This window comes from Neisseria uirgultaei, from assembly GCF_962719845.1.
Taxonomy (GTDB): Bacteria; Pseudomonadota; Gammaproteobacteria; order Burkholderiales; family Neisseriaceae; genus Neisseria; species Neisseria bergeri.
In genome coordinates, this window is the sequence record NZ_CAUIYF010000016.1 from 1 (window position 1) to 15,726 (window position 15,726).

19 protein-coding genes are annotated in these 15,726 nt (G+C 52.5%); 1 reads left to right on the plus strand and 18 read right to left on the minus strand.

Annotated features, from left to right (window positions below; all coding sequences use genetic code 11):
- From Q9J32_RS08660 to Q9J32_RS08725, 14 genes are all read right to left on the minus strand, one after another.
- A partial coding sequence (locus Q9J32_RS08660) for a glycosyltransferase family 2 protein (protein WP_304675411.1) occupies positions 1-277 on the minus strand: 277 nt, incomplete at its 3' end.
- Between the two features lie 68 nt (positions 278-345).
- Positions 346-2,409, minus strand: coding sequence for a glycine--tRNA ligase subunit beta (gene glyS, locus Q9J32_RS08665; RefSeq protein ID WP_301885725.1), 2,064 nt, complete (start codon positions 2,407-2,409; stop codon positions 346-348).
- A 20-nt stretch (positions 2,410-2,429) separates the two neighbouring features.
- Entirely contained in the window at positions 2,430-2,840 is a 411-nt protein-coding gene (locus tag Q9J32_RS08670) for a 50S ribosome-binding protein YggL (RefSeq protein ID WP_304667153.1), read from the minus strand.
- Positions 2,841-2,916: 76 nt separating this feature from the next.
- Positions 2,917-3,822, minus strand: coding sequence for a glycine--tRNA ligase subunit alpha (gene glyQ / locus Q9J32_RS08675; RefSeq protein WP_101110240.1), 906 nt, complete (start codon positions 3,820-3,822; stop codon positions 2,917-2,919).
- Between the two features lie 171 nt (positions 3,823-3,993).
- Positions 3,994-4,416, minus strand: a complete 423-nt coding sequence (locus Q9J32_RS08680; protein WP_118792419.1) for a F0F1 ATP synthase subunit epsilon — start codon at positions 4,414-4,416, stop codon at positions 3,994-3,996.
- A gap of 10 nt (positions 4,417-4,426) precedes the next feature.
- Complete coding sequence (gene atpD / locus Q9J32_RS08685) at positions 4,427-5,824, minus strand: F0F1 ATP synthase subunit beta (RefSeq protein ID WP_003708440.1); 1,398 nt, start codon at positions 5,822-5,824, stop codon at positions 4,427-4,429.
- 38 nt (positions 5,825-5,862) lie between these two features.
- Positions 5,863-6,738 carry a F0F1 ATP synthase subunit gamma gene (gene atpG, locus Q9J32_RS08690; protein WP_301883666.1) on the minus strand — a complete coding sequence of 292 codons (876 nt, stop codon included), beginning with the start codon at positions 6,736-6,738 and terminating at the stop codon, positions 5,863-5,865.
- Between the two features lie 24 nt (positions 6,739-6,762).
- Positions 6,763-8,310 (minus strand): F0F1 ATP synthase subunit alpha, encoded by a 1,548-nt coding sequence (gene atpA, locus Q9J32_RS08695; RefSeq protein ID WP_301883668.1) that lies wholly within the window; start codon positions 8,308-8,310, stop codon positions 6,763-6,765.
- 10 nt (positions 8,311-8,320) lie between these two features.
- On the minus strand, positions 8,321-8,854 hold the full coding sequence (locus Q9J32_RS08700; protein ID WP_301674069.1) for a F0F1 ATP synthase subunit delta: 534 nt from the start codon (positions 8,852-8,854) through the stop codon (positions 8,321-8,323).
- 4 nt (positions 8,855-8,858) lie between these two features.
- Positions 8,859-9,329: a F0F1 ATP synthase subunit B gene (locus tag Q9J32_RS08705; RefSeq protein ID WP_301883671.1), complete on the minus strand. Its 471-nt coding sequence runs from the start codon at positions 9,327-9,329 to the stop codon at positions 8,859-8,861.
- A 73-nt stretch (positions 9,330-9,402) separates the two neighbouring features.
- Positions 9,403-9,645, minus strand: coding sequence for a F0F1 ATP synthase subunit C (gene atpE, locus Q9J32_RS08710; protein ID WP_003708448.1), 243 nt, complete (start codon positions 9,643-9,645; stop codon positions 9,403-9,405).
- 56 nt (positions 9,646-9,701) lie between these two features.
- Positions 9,702-10,568 (minus strand): F0F1 ATP synthase subunit A, encoded by an 867-nt coding sequence (gene atpB, locus Q9J32_RS08715; protein ID WP_002214802.1) that lies wholly within the window; start codon positions 10,566-10,568, stop codon positions 9,702-9,704.
- Positions 10,558-10,911, minus strand: coding sequence for an ATP synthase subunit I (locus Q9J32_RS08720; RefSeq protein WP_002214803.1), 354 nt, complete (start codon positions 10,909-10,911; stop codon positions 10,558-10,560). Before Q9J32_RS08720 ends, atpB begins: the two co-directional genes overlap by 11 nt.
- Before the next feature lie 232 nt (positions 10,912-11,143).
- Positions 11,144-12,004, minus strand: coding sequence for a ParB/RepB/Spo0J family partition protein (locus Q9J32_RS08725; protein ID WP_301883674.1), 861 nt, complete (start codon positions 12,002-12,004; stop codon positions 11,144-11,146).
- Positions 12,005-12,161: 157 nt separating this feature from the next.
- Here Q9J32_RS08725 and Q9J32_RS08730 point away from each other — a divergent pair, with 157 nt between their 5' ends.
- Positions 12,162-12,731, plus strand: a complete 570-nt coding sequence (locus tag Q9J32_RS08730; RefSeq protein WP_301883810.1) for a UbiX family flavin prenyltransferase — start codon at positions 12,162-12,164, stop codon at positions 12,729-12,731.
- A gap of 62 nt (positions 12,732-12,793) precedes the next feature.
- On the opposite strand, the gene Q9J32_RS08735 is transcribed toward Q9J32_RS08730, so the two are convergent.
- Genes Q9J32_RS08735 through Q9J32_RS08750 form a run of 4 tightly spaced genes read right to left on the minus strand, consistent with a single transcriptional unit; the run spans position 12,794 to position 15,246 of the window.
- A complete protein-coding gene (locus Q9J32_RS08735; RefSeq protein ID WP_301883677.1) occupies positions 12,794-13,660 on the minus strand; it encodes a MetQ/NlpA family ABC transporter substrate-binding protein in 867 nt (288 codons plus the stop codon).
- Positions 13,661-13,685: 25 nt separating this feature from the next.
- Positions 13,686-13,814, minus strand: coding sequence for a hypothetical protein (locus Q9J32_RS08740; protein WP_301883679.1), 129 nt, complete (start codon positions 13,812-13,814; stop codon positions 13,686-13,688).
- A 6-nt stretch (positions 13,815-13,820) separates the two neighbouring features.
- The gene (locus Q9J32_RS08745) at positions 13,821-14,507 is read right to left on the minus strand and encodes a methionine ABC transporter permease (RefSeq protein ID WP_301883681.1); all 687 of its coding nucleotides are present in this window, start codon (positions 14,505-14,507) and stop codon (positions 13,821-13,823) included.
- Between the two features lies 1 nt (position 14,508).
- Entirely contained in the window at positions 14,509-15,246 is a 738-nt protein-coding gene (locus Q9J32_RS08750; protein ID WP_301883683.1) for a methionine ABC transporter ATP-binding protein, read from the minus strand.
- Positions 15,247-15,726: the final 480 nt, after the last annotated feature.

Below are 15,726 nucleotides of genomic sequence, written 5' to 3' on the forward strand. Positions count from 1 at the left end.
CAAAATTTTCCCCCCCCCCCCCGGACTTTGCCAATTCGTCCAGCCCGATGTTTAAAGAGGGAATCAGACCGGAATTTTGAGCTTGTGCAAGGATTTTGATACGGCTGTCCCGCTTTTGAAAATCCTTGGCGATGGCAAGCGTGCCGTCCGTCGAGCCGTCATCGACAATCAAAATATCCAAGTTGCGCCAAGTCTGCCCCACTACGGCATCCAGTGCTTGTGCAAAATACTTTTCTACGTTGTAGGCGCAAATCAATACGCTGACTAAAGGTTGCAATCCGTTCCCCTTTCCGATACGTCCGATGCCGTCTGAAGGCTTCAGACGGCATTTGGACTGTACAACGGTTACTCGCCCAAAAGCGCGATGTCGGCCACCGCGTTCATCTGCTCTGCCAAACGGTTCAGCAGGTTCAGGCGGTTTTGTTTTACGGCGGCATCTTCCGCCATCACCATCACGCCGTCGAAGAAGGCATCGACTTGCGGTTTGACGGAAGCCAGCTCGGACAAGGCGGTTTGGAAATTGCCTTCGGCGACGGCGGCGGCGATTTTCGGCTGCAAACCTTGCGCGGCGGCAAAGAGGGCTTTTTCTTCGTCTTGTTGCAACAGGCTTTCGTTAACTGCGCCCAACTCGGCATCGGCTTTTTTCAGCAGGTTTTGTACGCGTTTGTTGGCTGCGGCGAGCGCGGCGGCTTCGGGCAGTTGTTTGAACGCGGCAACGGCCTGCAGTTTGGCGGTCAAATCGTCCAAACGGCGCGGCTGTTTGGCGAGTACGGCGGCAACGATGTCTTGCGGATAATCGTTTTGCAGCAACACGGCAAGGCGCGCCTGCATAAAGTCGGCGGTTTCAGACGGCGTTTTTTCGTTGAGCAAACCTTGCGGGAAGCTGTCGAATGCCGTCTGAATCAGTTCGTTCACGTCCAAACCGTACTGCATCAGCATACGCAAAATACCCAAGGCGGCGCGGCGCAGGGCGTAGGGGTCTTTGTCGCCGGTCGGAATCAGGCCGATGCCCCAAATGCCGACCAAGGTTTCCAGCTTGTCCGCCAGTGCCACGGCGGTTGCCACTTTGCCGTTCGGCAGCTTGTCGCCGGCAAAACGCGGCTGGTAGTGCTGCTCGACGGCTTCGGCGATTTCTTCAGTTTCACCGTCCAAGCGGGCGTAGTATTTGCCCATCGTGCCTTGCAACTCGGGGAACTCGCCGACCATTTCGGTGACCAAGTCGGCTTTCGCCAAACGCGCGGCGCGTTCGGCTGCGGCAGCATCCGCGTCCAACGCTTTGGCGATGTGGGCGGCGATGCTTTGCAGGCGTTCGATGCGCTCGGCCTGCGAACCGATTTTGTTGTGGTACACCACGTTCGCCAGCTTGGGCAGGCGGCTTTCCAAAGCCGCTTTTTGGTCTTGCTTGTAGAAGAACTCGGCATCAGACAGGCGCGCGCGCAAAACGCGTTCGTTGCCTCGGATGATGTGCGACGGGTCTTCGGTTTGCAGGTTGGAAACCAGCAGGAAGTGGTTCATCAGCTTGCCGTTTTGGTCGAGCAGCGGGAAGTATTTTTGGTTTTGCTGCATCGTCAGAATCAGGCATTCCTGCGGCACGGCGAGGAAGTGTTCCTCAAAACCGGCTTCCAATACCACAGGCCATTCGACCAGCGCGGTTACTTCGTCCAACAATGCTTCATCGGCGGCAACGGTCGCGTTCAGACGGCCTGCCTGCCCTTCCAATGCCGTCTGAATGGCGGCTTTGCGCTCGGCAAACGAAGCGACGACTTTGCCTTGTTCGCGCATTTGGGCGGCGTAGCTGTCGGCGTTTTCAATGGTGATTTCGCCGCTGGAAAGGAAGCGGTGTCCCAAAGTTTTGTTGCTGCTTTGCAGGCCCAAAACGCTGACGTTGACGATGTTGCCGCCGTGCAGCACAATCAGTCCGTGAACGGGGCGCACGAAGGTAAACGTGCTGCTGCCCCAACGCATCACTTTCGGAATCGGCAATTTTTTCACTGCGGCATTGATGATGTCTTCCAAAAGCTCGCCCAGCGGTTTGCCGGTTTGGACGTATTCGTAGGCGTACACATCCTGCTTGCCGTCGTGGACGATGGTCAGGTCTTCGATTTTCGCGCCTGCACCGCGCGCAAAACCTTCCAAAGCCTTGGTCGGCGCACCGTCTTTTACAGCATTCGCCACGGCAGGGCCTTTTTTCACGATTTTTTGATCGGCCTGAACGGCTTTGACGTTTTTGACTTGAACCGCCAAACGGCGCGGCGAGGCATAAGCCGTAAATTCGGCTGCGCCGTCAACCAGTTGCGCTTTTTCCAAGCCTTCGGCAACAGCGGCGGCAAAATGGTTGCCCAGATTATTCAGGGCTTTTGGCGGGAGTTCTTCAGTAAGGAGTTCGATTAAAAGGGTTTGGGTCATCATTCGGCTTTCTTTGAATTTGGTTAATCTGCCTGTTTATAGGTTTCGCTGTAATTTTCCCAGCCGTCATCCCCGTAAAAACCGTCAACCAGCGGGGTGGCGTGCAAAGTGGCGACATCTTCGCGACCTGCCAGCCAAGAGATAATGGCTTTTTTCTCGGTTTCGCCCAAGCCTCGGGGGCCGGATTTTTGAAACAGGCACGAAAAATCGCCGCAATCGCCCCCGCCCGCCATTTCCAAGCCGTTTGCCGCAAGATACGCAATCAGCTCGTCCATAAAGCGGTCGAACGCTTCGGCATCGTCCTCAGCTTGGTGCAAACTGCCTTGAACGCTGAAAATCAATGTTTGAAACTCGCCCAAATGCAGCTTTTTATGCTGGCGGCGGTTCATTTTGTGCAGGCGTTTCCTGCTTGGAGCGCGGAAATAGACAGGCATGATTTTCCTAAAATATATAATGGTTTACAGACGGCTGCCATATCGGGCCGCCCGAACGTAAAAAATCGTCGCCCCCTTAGGCAGCATTTGCCTTCATTAAGGGAAAGCCCAGTTTTTCGCGGCTTTCGACATATTTTTGCGCTACAGCGCGGCTCAGCGCGCGGATGCGGCCGATGTAGGTTGCCCGCTCGGTTACGGAAATCGCGCCGCGCGCGTCCAAGAGGTTGAACGTATGCCCCGCTTTGAGGACCAGCTCGTAGGCAGGCAGGGCGAGGCTGGCGTTTTCTTCGGCGAGCAGGCGTTTGGCTTGCGCTTCGTAGTCGTTGAATTGGCGCAACAGCCAGTCGGCATCGCTGTATTCGAAGTTGTAGGTGGATTGCTCGACTTCGTTTTGGTGGTACACGTCGCCGTAGCTTACGGTATTACCGTCCGGCGTTTTTGCCCAAACGAGGTCATAGACGTTTTCCACGCCTTGCAGGTACATCGCCAAGCGTTCGATGCCGTAGGTGATTTCACCGAGTACGGGCGTGCAGTCGATGCCGCCGACTTGTTGGAAATAGGTGAACTGGGTTACTTCCATGCCGTTAAGCCAGACTTCCCAGCCCAAACCCCATGCGCCGAGGGTGGGGTTTTCCCAGTCGTCTTCGACGAAGCGGATGTCGTGCACTTTGGGGTCGATGCCCAATTCGCGCAGGGAGTCGAGATAGAGGTCTTGGATATTGGCGGGGGCGGGTTTGAGGGCGACTTGGAATTGGTAATAGTGTTGCAGGCGGTTGGGGTTGTCGCCGTAGCGGCCGTCTTTGGGGCGGCGGCTGGGTTGGACGTAGGCGGCAAACCAAGGCTCTGGGCCGAGCGCGCGCAGGCAGGTGGCGGGGTGGGAAGTACCTGCGCCGACTTCCATGTCGAAAGGTTGGATGACGGTGCAGCCTTTGTCTGCCCAAAATGTTTGCAGTTTAAAGATGATTTGTTGAAAGGTGAGCATGGCTTATGGTTCGATAAAATAAAGGTTTTATTTTACTGTTTCCATAGCCGCTTGAATAGATTTATCTCGAAGACAGCCTGATTTGAAACCAGGGGATGGATAATTTTTTAATTTAAATCTGGAAAATAAAAAGCACGGCCAAACGGCCGTGCTTTCCCAAACCACACAAGTTTATTTCTTGTGCGAACGGATATAGTCCAAAGTCTTGAGCTGTGCAATTGCGGCAGCCAATGCCTTGTGCGCCTCCGCCAAATCCTTGTTGTCTTTGGCTTGAGAGATACCGGCTTCGGCAGCTTTTTTCGCCTCTTCCGCACGTGCCTGATCCATCTCCGCACTACGGACGGCAACGTCCGCCAAAACGGTAACTTTATCAGGTTGAACTTCCAAGACGCCACCGGAAACAGCAACTAGGACCTCCTTATCCTCGCCGGGAACAGTCAAACGCAAAGCTCCCGGCCGCACCAAACTCATAATCGGCTCGTGTCGCGGGTAAATACCAAGCTCACCTTGAACGGTCGGAACCACTACAAAGCTGGCTTCGCCCGAATAGATGTTTTGCTCGCTACTGACCACTTCAACTTGCATGACGCTCATGCCGACCTCCTTAGTTTAAGGTTTTCGCTTTCTCTACTGCTTCTTCAATGCTGCCGACCATATAGAATGCCTGCTCGGGCAGATGGTCGTATTCGCCGTTCAAAATGGCTTTGAAGCCGGCAATGGTATCGCGCAGGGCGACATATTTGCCCGGAGAACCTGTAAACACTTCGGCAACGTGGAACGGTTGGGACAGGAAGCGTTGGATTTTACGCGCACGCATTACGGTCAGTTTGTCTTCATCAGACAATTCGTCCATACCCAAGATGGCGATGATGTCGCGCAATTCTTTGTATTTCTGCAGGGTGGACTGTACGCCGCGCGCTACGTCGTAGTGCTCTTGACCCAATACCATCGGATCTAATTGGCGCGAAGTAGAATCAAGCGGATCGACTGCCGGGTAAATACCCAAAGAGGCAATATCACGGCTCAATACGACGGTTGCGTCCAAGTGGGCAAACGTTGTTGCCGGAGACGGGTCGGTCAAGTCGTCTGCAGGTACATATACGGCTTGGATGGAAGTAATAGAACCGGTTTGGGTAGAGGTAATACGCTCCTGCAAACGACCCATTTCTTCTGCCAATGTCGGTTGGTAGCCCACTGCAGACGGCATACGGCCCAACAATGCGGATACTTCGGTACCGGCCAGAGTGTAACGGTAGATGTTGTCGACGAAGAACAATACGTCGCGGCCTTTACCGTTTTCATCTTTTTCGTCACGGAAGTATTCGGCCATAGTCAAACCGGTCAAAGCAACGCGCAGACGGTTGCCTGGAGGTTCGTTCATTTGGCCATACACCATGGCTACTTTATCCAATACGTTGGAATCTTTCATCTCGTGGTAGAAGTCGTTACCTTCACGGGTACGTTCACCCACACCTGCGAACACGGACAGACCGCTGTGCGCTTTGGCGATGTTGTTGATCAATTCCATCATGTTCACGGTTTTGCCCACACCGGCACCACCGAACAGACCTACTTTACCGCCCTTAGCAAACGGACACAGCAAGTCGATCACTTTAATACCGGTTTCCAGCAATTCGGTAGTTGAAGACAACTCGTCGAATTTCGGAGCAGTTTGGTGAATGGCGCGGCTCTTGTCGGTATCGATAGGACCTGCTTCATCAACAGGCGTACCCAATACGTCGACAATACGACCCAATGTACCTTTACCTACCGGCACAGTGATTGGCGCACCAGTATTGCTTACAGACATGCCGCGTTTCAGGCCGTCTGAACTACCCATTGCAATAGTACGGACAACGCCATCGCCCAGAAGCTGTTGAACTTCCAGAGTCAGACCGTTCTCGTCCAATTTCAGGGCATCGTAAACATGCGGGATAGCATCGCGTGGAAATTCCACGTCAACCACCGCACCAATAACTTGTACGATTTTGCCTTGGCTCATTATCGTATCCTAATTTCCTGTTCAGGCTTCAGACGGCATTAAACTGCCGCCGCACCTGCTACAATTTCTGACAATTCTGTGGTAATCGCGGCTTGACGCGATTTGTTGTACACCAAGCGCAATTCTTTGATGGCATTGCCTGCGTTGTCGGTTGCGGCTTTCATCGCTACCATACGCGCAGCTTGTTCGGATGCCATGTTGTCGCTCAATGCCTGATAAACCACAGACTCTAAATAGCGGCGAACCAAATATTCCAATACGGCGATAGGACTCGGCTCGTAGAGATATTCCCAAGTAAATGAAGAATGACCTGTTCCGTCGTCAATAACATTTTCGCCGATGGGCAGCAAAACCTCCATACGCGGCTCTTGGCGCATCGTATTGATGAAACGCGAATAAACCATATGGATACGGTCTAATTCATGCTTCTCATAACGTTGGAAGATTTCGGTCAAAGGGCCGAGCAACGCTTCCATTTTCGGGGTATCGCCCAAATTGGCCGCACTGGCAATAACGTTCAAACCGATGCTTTGGCAAGCGGTCAAACCTTTACTGCCCAAGCACACGACTTCGACTTCGATGCCTTGTTCCTGATACTCTTGAACTTGCGCCAAAAACTTTTTCAGTACGTTTGCGTTCAAGCCGCCGCACAAACCTTTGTCCGAGGTAATCAAGATGAAACCGGCACGGCGTACTTCGCTGCGCGGCTCCAACAATTTGATACCGTGATCGGCATTGGTCTGTGCGAGATGGCTCATCACCGTACGCACTTTTTCGGCGTACGGACGCGCCAGGCGCATCCGGTCTTGAGTCTTCCGCATTTTAGAGGTTGACACCATTTGCATCGCTTTAGTGATCTTTTGGGTATTTTGAACACTGCGGATTTTGGTGAGAATCTCTTTTCCGACTGCCATTTCAGACTCCTTTCATCTCAATACTTATGCTTGGTAAGCGTAAGAAGATTTGAAAGATTTCATGGCTGCTTCAAGCGTTTTCTCGCTCTCGTCGGACATTGCACCTGAAGCATTGACGGCTTCCAAAACTTCCGGATGTTGGGTACGGACAAAGCTCAAAAATTCAGATTCAAAAGCCAGAGCTTTGGCAACCGGAACATCTGCGTAAGAACCGTTGTTGATCGCCCACAAAGTCAATGCCATTTCGGCAGTGTTCAATGTGCTGAATTGTTTTTGTTTCATCAATTCAGTAACCACTTCACCGTGTTGCAGCTGTTTGCGTGTTGCTTCGTCCAAATCGGAAGCAAATTGCGAGAACGCCGCCAATTCACGGTACTGTGCCAACGCCAAACGGATACCGCCACCCAGTTTTTTGATGACTTTGGTTTGTGCTGCACCACCTACGCGCGATACGGAAATACCGGCATTGATTGCAGGACGGATACCGGCGTTGAAGAGGTCGGTTTCCAAGAAGATCTGACCGTCGGTAATCGAAATGACGTTAGTTGGAACGAAAGCAGATACGTCACCTGCTTGGGTTTCGATAATCGGCAAAGCAGTCAGAGAACCGGTTTTGCCTTTTACTTCGCCATTGGTCAGTTTTTCAACTTCATTTTCGCTGACACGTGCCGCACGTTCCAACAGACGGGAGTGCAGGTAGAACACATCGCCGGGATAGGCTTCGCGGCCGGGCGGACGGCGCAAAAGCAGGGAAATTTGACGGTAAGCCACAGCCTGTTTGGACAAATCGTCATAAACAATCAAGGCATCTTCGCCACGGTCGCGGAAGAATTCACCCATCGTACAACCTGAATAAGGTGCGATATATTGCAATGCCGCCGCTTCAGATGCAGTTGCAGCAACCACAATCGTGTGTTCCATCGCGCCATGCTCTTCCAATTTGCGGACTACGTTGGCAATAGAAGATGCTTTTTGACCGATAGCGACATAGATACAGATAACACCCGTACTTTTTTGGTTGACGATGGCATCCAATGCTACGGCTGTTTTACCTGTCTGACGGTCGCCAATAATTAACTCACGCTGACCGCGACCAACAGGAACCATAGAGTCGATGGCTTTCAAGCCGGTTTGCATCGGCTGGTCAACCGATTTGCGCGCAATTACGCCCGGTGCGATTTTTTCAATTGGTGCAGTCAAAGTTGTATTAATCGGGCCTTTACCGTCGATAGGCCGACCCAATGCATCAACGACGCGCCCGACCAGTTCGCGTCCGACCGGCACTTCTAAAATACGGCCGGTACAGGTAACTGTATCGCCTTCTTTAATATGTTCGTACTCGCCCAACACTACGGCACCGACGGAGTCGCGCTCCAGGTTCATCGCCAAGCCGAACGTGTTGCCCGGGAATTCGAGCATCTCACCTTGCATTGCATCTGACAAACCATGGATGCGAACGATACCGTCAGTTACCGAAATCACCGTACCACGGGTACGCACTTCGGCATTTACAGACAGATTTTCGATCTTGGCTTTAATCAGATCGCTAATTTCAGCAGGATTAAGCTGCATGAAAACTCTCCTAATTCGTCATAGTCGTGTACAAGGCACTCAGTTTGCCTTGTACAGACAAATCCAAAACCTGATCTCCCACTTCAACTTTTATGCCGCCAATCAGCTCCGGTTCGATTTCGACAGAGATTTTCAGCTCGCTGTCGAAACGCTTATTCAGCATTTGCGCCAACTCGCCGACCTGTTTGTCGGTCAACGGATAGGCACTGTAAATGACGGCAGATTTGATATGGTTGAATGATAAGGTCAAGTCTTGATATTGAGCATATACTTCCGGCAATACCGACAAACGTTTCTGCCCGGCCAAGACGATAACAAAGTTTTTCAACTCCTTGTCTTTCAAACCGACCAAATCGATGAGGATATCTGCTTTTTCTGAAGCATTCGTTTCAGGACGGTCAATCAATGAAGCCACCTTCCCTTCCTGAACAACCGCCGCAAGTTTTTCCAGTCCGCCCAACCAAGACTCAATTTGGTTTTTTTCCTGAGCCAAACCGAACAATGCCTTTGCATAAGGTCTGGCAATCGTTGCGAACTCTGCCATAAGATTACAGCTCCTGTTTCAGGGTATCGAGCAGTTTTGCGTGTTTGGAAGCATCGACTTCGCTGCGCAAAATAGATTCGGCACCTTTGACAGCCAACACGGCAACCTGCTCGCGCAGGGATTCGCGTGCGCGGAACAATTCCTGCTCCACATCGGCCTTTGCCTGAGCTGCAATGCGCGCCGCCTCTGAAGAAGCCTGTTCTTTGGCTTCTTCGACAATTTTGGCGGCACGTTTTTCGGCGTTGGCAACCATTTCGGTTACCTGATGACGCCCTTCTGCCAAGAGTTCTGCAACTTTTTTCTCTGCCTGCTCGAAATCGCTTTTACCACGCTCGGCAGCTGCCAAGCCTTCGGCGATTTTTGCGGCACGCTCATCCAATGCTTTGGCAATCGGAGGCCATACGAATTTCATCGTAAACCAAACCAAGCCAAAGAAAACTAGGATTTGCGCAAATAAGGTTGCATTAATATTCACGTTACTTAACCTTCGTATCTAGGTTAATCAAACAGACGGTAAGCCTGTATCTGAACGGATTTCTCCGCCTTGATTACGCAGCACCAGTACCAAACGGGTTAACGAAGGCGAACAACAGGGCAATAGCCACACCGATCAAGAATGCCGCATCAATCAGACCAGCGATCAAGAACAGTTTGGTTTGCAGCGGACCGATCAGTTCAGGTTGGCGAGCAGAAGACTCCAAATATTTAGAACCAACCATTGCGATACCGATAGATGCACCCAATGCACCCAATGCAACGATCAAACCACATGCGATAGCAATCAAACCCATTTTAAACTCCTTAAAGAAACAAAGGTTAAACTACAAAAACAAACTACTTGGGAAAATCAGTGTGCATCGTGCGCCTGCCCGATATAGACGAACGCCAACGCCATGAAAATAAACGCCTGCAGGGTAATCACCAAAATATGGAAAATCGCCCATGCCAAACCGGCAATAATGTGGAATACAAACAGAATCGGATCCATGACTTCAACGCTGCCGGAAGCCGCCCAAGCACCGCCAAGCAAGGCTATCAACAAGAATACCAATTCGCCCGCATACATATTGCCGAACAACCGCATACCGTGGGATACGGTTTTAGAAAGAAACTCGACCAAGTTCAACAGAAAGTTCGCAGGTGCGAGTTTTGCACCGAACGGCGCACTGAACAACTCGTGAAACCATCCGCCCAATCCTTTGATTTTGATGTTGTAATAGATACAAATCAGCAACACGCCAACAGCGAGTGCCAAAGTGGTGTTCAAATCGGCAGTCGGTACGACGCGCAGCAGGGCGTGATGATTGCCGGTAATGCCCTGCCATACCATCGGCAGCAAATCGACCGGCAGCATATCCATCGCGTTCATCAGGAAAATCCAAACAAACAGCGTCAGACCCAACGGCGCGACGGCTTTTCTAGACTTTTCGTTGTGAATGATGCTCTTACACATATCGTCCACAAACTCGAACAGGATTTCCACCGCAGCCTGGAAACGCCCGGGGACGCCTGCTGTTGCTTTTTTTGCACCACGCCACAACAGGAAGCTGCCAATTACGCCCAACAGGACGGCAAAAAAGACGGCATCAAGGTTAATAAACGAAAAATCAGCAATGTTTTTCAGTCCCTGACCCTGAGTAACATCCGACAAACTGGTCAAGCTCTGCAAGTGGTGCTTGATGTAGTCGGCAGCGGTAATGGTTTCACCTGCCATAATCTTTCACTCTCAACAATACTAAAAAAACCAGATGGCTGACACCGAGCAGCCCCATCAAAAACGGGGCGAACACCAGCGATTGATGCCATATTGCAAATACGGCGAGCATGGACAACAGCGACAGCACTACTTTTAAAATCTCTCCGAAGACGAACATCCTGCTTTGCAGAAAGGGGTTTCCCCTGAAAAGTTTTAAAAGTAAAACTGCAACAAACGTGGGAAGCAGATAGGACAAACCGCCCCCGACCGCCGAAAGGAATCCGGCAAAACCCCATACGGCAAAGGCAACTGCGGCGCATATGGACAATACGGCGGATTGTAGGATGATAATCTGCTTCATAAAGGGAATGTTTCCGCCTCGGATTTGAGGCGCGGCTAATATAATTTAGAAGCCTTATTACGTCAAGCGACAGTTAATCTTTGTGAAACAACGTATCCCAATCCGCCGCGCCCGCCGCCTGAATAACGGCAGCAGGTGTTATTCTAACACACATTACATATAATTACAGATTATTGGAAAGTTTGTCCGAATTTCTTTACGTTTTATGTTTCAGACGGCATATCCCGCAAAATTAAGGCCGGTAATCTATGCCCAACTGCTTCAAAATGTGGTCGAAGGTTTCGGGCGTGTCGAAATGCAGGACAATTTTGCCTTTTTTGTGGTTGGCGGTTTTGATTTCGGCGTTGACACCCAGTTTTTCAGTCAGCAAATCATTCAGGCGGCCGATGTCGGCGGCGGCAGTTTTTTTGGGCTCGGGACGTTTGTTTTGAAGGGCGGCTTGGCTGCGGCGTTCGACTTCGCGCACCGACCAGCCGTTTTTAACGGCCTTTTGCGCCAACTCGAGCTGTTCTACGACGGGGAGGGTCAGCAGTGCGCGGGCGTGCCCCATCTCAAGGCGGCGTTGGTAAAGCATTTCCTGCACGGGTTCGGGCAGGCTTAAAAGGCGCAGGCTGTTGGAAATCGCGCTTCGGCTTTTGCCGACGGCCTGGGCAATGGTTTCGTGGGTCAGCCCGAATTCGTCGGCAAGGCGTTTCAAGCCTTGTGCTTCTTCGATGGGGTTGAGGTTTTCGCGCTGGAGGTTTTCAATCAAACCCATTGCCAGCGCGGTTTCGTCGCTGATGGTTTTGATAACGGCGGGGATTTCGGACAGGCCGGCAATCTGTGCGGCGCGCCAACGGCGTTCGCCTGCAATCAGTTCGTATCGGGACAGTCCGTGTTCGCGCACGATGACGGGTTGTATCACGCCTTGCGCCTTAATCGAATCCGCCAGCTCCTGCAAGGCTTCGTCATCGATTTGAACACGCGCCTGATAGCGGCCGGGCCGGATATCTTTAACCGCAACCGCAGTCAGCCGGTCGCCACTGCTGTTGTCCGCACCGTTGGCGAGCAGCGAATCCAAACCGCGCCCCAATCCGCCTTTTACTTTTGCCATACCGCCCTCCCGTGCCTATTCAGATAGGATGTTAAACCGGGTATTTTATCGGATATTGGGTGTTGCCGACAATTTGTATCCGTGTTTATCGGATTTCTGTTTTTTCACTATAATAGCCGGTTTGCCGTTGCAGGCGGTTTTATGGGAAAGGCGGATGATGGTACGGCGTTTGATAATCGGCATCAGCGGGGCGAGCGGTTTCCAATACGGCGTAAAGGCTTTGGAACTTTTGCGCGAGCAGGGAGTCGAAACGCACCTTGTGGTGTCAAAAGGGGCGGAGATGGCGCGCGCTTCGGAAACGGCTTATGCGAAAGACGAAGTGTATGCCTTGGCGGACGTTGTCCACCCTGTCGGCAATATCGGGGCGTGCATTGCCAGCGGTACGTTTAAAACGGACGGGATGCTGGTCGCCCCCTGTTCGATGCGGACGCTTGCCTCTGTCGCGCACGGCTTCGGCGACAATCTCTTGACGCGTGCGGCGGATGTGGTTTTGAAGGAAAGGCGGCGGCTGGTGCTGATGGTGCGCGAAACGCCGCTGAACCTTGCCCATTTGAACAATATGAAGCGGGTAACGGAAATGGGCGGCGTGGTGTTTCCCCCTGTTCCTGCGATGTACCGCAAGCCGCAGACGGCGGACGACGTGGTGGCGCACAGTGTCGCACACGCGCTGTCACTGTTCGGAATCGATACGCCGGATTCGGCGGAATGGCAGGGAATGGCGGATTAAAGGACAAAAATGCCGTCTGAACACGGAATGCGGTTCAGACGGCATCATTTTATACGACTGCCTTATTTGGCTGCGCCTTCATTCCAGGCGGCAGGGTATTTGTAGCCCTCGAAGCGTTTGTGCGCGTAGGCTTTGAACGCGTCGGAGTTGTAGGCTTCGGTTACGTCTTTAAGCCATTGGCTGTCTTTGTCGGCGGTTTTGACGGCAGACCAGTTGACATAGGCAAAGCTCGGTTCTTGGAACAGGGCTTCGGTCAGCTTCATGCCGCTGCTTATGGCGTAGTTGCCGTTGACGACGGCAAAATCCACGTCGGCGCGGCTGCGCGGCAGTTGCGCGGCTTCAAGCTCGACGATTTTGATGTTTTTCAGGTTTTCGGCAATATCCGCTTTGGATGCGGTCAGCGGATTGATGCCGTCTTTGAGTTTAATCCAACCCAGTTCGTTCAGCATCACCAAGGCGCGTGCGAAGTTGGACGGGTCGTTGGGTGCGGATACGGTGCTGCCGTCTTTGACTTCTTCCAGCGATTTCAGCTTGCCCGGATACAATCCCAAAGGTGCGGTCGGCACTTGGAAGGCTTCGGTGATGTCCAGATTGTGTTCTTTTTTGAAGTCGTCAAGATAGGGTTTGTGTTGGAAGATGTTGATGTCCAACTCGCCCTCCGCCAATGCCAGATTCGGGCGCACATAGTCGGTAAACTCGACCAGTTTGACGGTGTAGCCTTTTTTCTCCAACGCAGGTTGGATTTGCTCTTTGACCATATCGCCGAAGTCGCCGACGGTCGTGCCGAAGACGATTTCTTTTTTCACTGCGCCGTTATCGGCAGAAGGAGCGGCGGCAGAGGCTGCGGGCGCGCTGTCCTGTTGACCGCCGCAGGCGGCAAGGATGAGCGCGAGTGCGGCGGCGGAAAGGGTTTTGAAGAAGGTTTTCATATTTTCTCCTGATGTTGTGGCGGTTTCAAACAAAAATGACGGGCAGGAAACCCTGCCGTCCGGATTCGGCGTTCAGACGGCATTTGCCGCGAACAGGGGGGGATTTTATAGCATTTTTCGGATAGCGGTGGAGGTTTTGGCGTTCAGACGGCATTCGGGTTTAACGTTTGTCCAGTTTCCGCGCCAACGCGTTGCCGGTGCTTTGAATCAGGATGACCAGCAGCACGAGGAGGGCGACGATGAAGACGATGACTTCGGTTTGGTAGCGGTAGTAGCCGTAGCGGATGGCGAGGTCGCCCAAGCCGCCGCCGCCTATCATCCCTGCCGCCGCGCTGTATGACAAAAGCCCGATGGCAAGCACGGTAATGCTGGAAACCATACCCGCGCGCGCTTCGTTTAAGAGGACTTTGCGGACGATGGCAACCGGAGGCGCACCCATCGCGGCGGCAGCTTCAATCACGCCTTTTGGGACTTCGCGCAGGTTTTGTTCCACCAGTCGGGCAAAATAAAACAATCCTGACACGCTCAACACCAGCGAGGCGGCAACTGGGCCGATGGTGCTGCCGACGATGGCGCGGGTCGCAGGTATCATGGCAATCATCAAAATGACGAAGGGGAAGGCGCGCATGAGGTTGACGAGGTTGTCGAGCAGGAAGTTCACCGGCTTGTTGTAATGCAGTTGGCGGCTGGAGGTTACGAAGAGCAACACGCCCAGCAGCGTGCCGAAGATGACGGCGAATGTGGTGGACAAGCCGACCATCACGAAGGTTTCGCCCAAAGCGCGGACGATTTCGTCTTTCATGCCGACGATGGTGGAAACGGCTTGTTCGAATGTTAAGTCTGCCATATCAGTCCTCCCGAATCAGTTCGCGCCCGATGTCGGATTGGGCGTGGATTTGGTTGCCGCATACTTCGACGATTTCGACGACTTTGCCTTTGTCCAAGAGGGCGGCGCGGTCGCACAGGCGGCGGATGACGCTCATTTCGTGGGTTACGATGACGATGGTTACGTTGAAGCGTTTGTTGATGTCTTCCAAACATTCCAAGACGCTGCGCGTGGTGGCGGGATCGAGAGCGGAAGTCGGTTCGTCAGCGAGGATGACTTGGGGTTTGGGCGCGAGCGCGCGGGCGATGCCGACGCGCTGTTTCTGACCGCCTGAAAGCTGGGCGGGATAGTGGTCGGCGCGTTCGGTCAGGCCGACGATTTCAAGGCATTCTTTAACACGTTCTTTGATTTTTTCAGACGACCATCCGGCGATTTCCAAAGGAAAGGCGACATTGTCGGCAACGGTGCGGTTGCCCAACAGGTTGAACTGCTGAAACACCATGCCGATATTCTGCCGCGCCTGACGCAATGCGGCGGCATCAAGCGCGGTCAGTTCTTGTCCGCAGACGTTGACCTTGCCCGTGTCGGGGCGTTCCAACAGGTTAATCAGGCGCAACAAGGTGGATTTGCCCGCGCCGGAATAGCCCATCAGCCCGAAAATTTCGCCGTCTCGGATTTCGAGGCTGGTCGGCTCGACGGCGGCAAAACGGGTCTTGTCGCGCGTTTGGTAATGCTTGGAAACCTTGTCCAAAATAATCATTGTCTTTCCCATACAACAAAGCCCGATGTCGGACACAACGGGCGCGGAAGATAAAGCTGAAATTGTCGGAACGCTTTAGCTGTTATGCCCGCAAGCTGTGTCAAATCGGCAGGTTAATTTTCGTAGGATATTATCGGGAAAGCATTTTTTTGTCAATAAGGCAGGAAGCGGGCAACCATTTCGGACAATGCCGTCTGAAACGGGCAAAGGCAGCGGTTCGCACCCAAACGGCAAATGATTGAAAAATATATAGTGGATTAACAAAAATCAGGACAAGGCGACGAAGCCGCAGACAGTACAAATAGTACGGCAAGGCGAGGCAACGCCGTACTGGTTTAAATTTAATCCACTATAAATTATGTCGGAAACATTCCAAAGGCGGTGCAGTTTCGGCATATAATTCGGGCAAACGCCTGTTCAGACGGCATTTTGTCTTTTCCAACCCTGATCGTTCAGGGTTCCGATTCTTAAGGAAATCCG

Bases quoted from the DNA above. Each gene is read 5' to 3' on its own strand.
- glyS (WP_301885725.1), bottom strand. From the start codon at position 2,409: ATGATGACCCAAACCCTTTTAATCGAACTCCTTACTGAAGAACTCCCG.
- Q9J32_RS08670 (WP_304667153.1), bottom strand. From the start codon at position 2,840: ATGCCTGTCTATTTCCGCGCTCCAAGCAGGAAACGCCTGCACAAAATG.
- glyQ (WP_101110240.1), bottom strand. From the start codon at position 3,822: ATGCTCACCTTTCAACAAATCATCTTTAAACTGCAAACATTTTGGGCA.
- Q9J32_RS08680 (WP_118792419.1), bottom strand. From the start codon at position 4,416: ATGAGCGTCATGCAAGTTGAAGTGGTCAGTAGCGAGCAAAACATCTAT.
- atpD (WP_003708440.1), bottom strand. From the start codon at position 5,824: ATGAGCCAAGGCAAAATCGTACAAGTTATTGGTGCGGTGGTTGACGTG.
- atpG (WP_301883666.1), bottom strand. From the start codon at position 6,738: ATGGCAGTCGGAAAAGAGATTCTCACCAAAATCCGCAGTGTTCAAAAT.
- atpA (WP_301883668.1), bottom strand. From the start codon at position 8,310: ATGCAGCTTAATCCTGCTGAAATTAGCGATCTGATTAAAGCCAAGATC.
- Q9J32_RS08700 (WP_301674069.1), bottom strand. From the start codon at position 8,854: ATGGCAGAGTTCGCAACGATTGCCAGACCTTATGCAAAGGCATTGTTC.
- atpE (WP_003708448.1), bottom strand. From the start codon at position 9,645: ATGGGTTTGATTGCTATCGCATGTGGTTTGATCGTTGCATTGGGTGCA.
- atpB (WP_002214802.1), bottom strand. From the start codon at position 10,568: ATGGCAGGTGAAACCATTACCGCTGCCGACTACATCAAGCACCACTTG.
- Q9J32_RS08720 (WP_002214803.1), bottom strand. From the start codon at position 10,911: ATGAAGCAGATTATCATCCTACAATCCGCCGTATTGTCCATATGCGCC.
- Q9J32_RS08725 (WP_301883674.1), bottom strand. From the start codon at position 12,004: ATGGCAAAAGTAAAAGGCGGATTGGGGCGCGGTTTGGATTCGCTGCTC.
- Q9J32_RS08730 (WP_301883810.1), top strand. From the start codon at position 12,162: ATGGTACGGCGTTTGATAATCGGCATCAGCGGGGCGAGCGGTTTCCAA.
- Q9J32_RS08735 (WP_301883677.1), bottom strand. From the start codon at position 13,660: ATGAAAACCTTCTTCAAAACCCTTTCCGCCGCCGCACTCGCGCTCATC.
- Q9J32_RS08740 (WP_301883679.1), bottom strand. From the start codon at position 13,814: ATGCCGTCTGAACGCCAAAACCTCCACCGCTATCCGAAAAATGCTATA.
- Q9J32_RS08745 (WP_301883681.1), bottom strand. From the start codon at position 14,507: ATGGCAGACTTAACATTCGAACAAGCCGTTTCCACCATCGTCGGCATG.
- Q9J32_RS08750 (WP_301883683.1), bottom strand. From the start codon at position 15,246: ATGATTATTTTGGACAAGGTTTCCAAGCATTACCAAACGCGCGACAAG.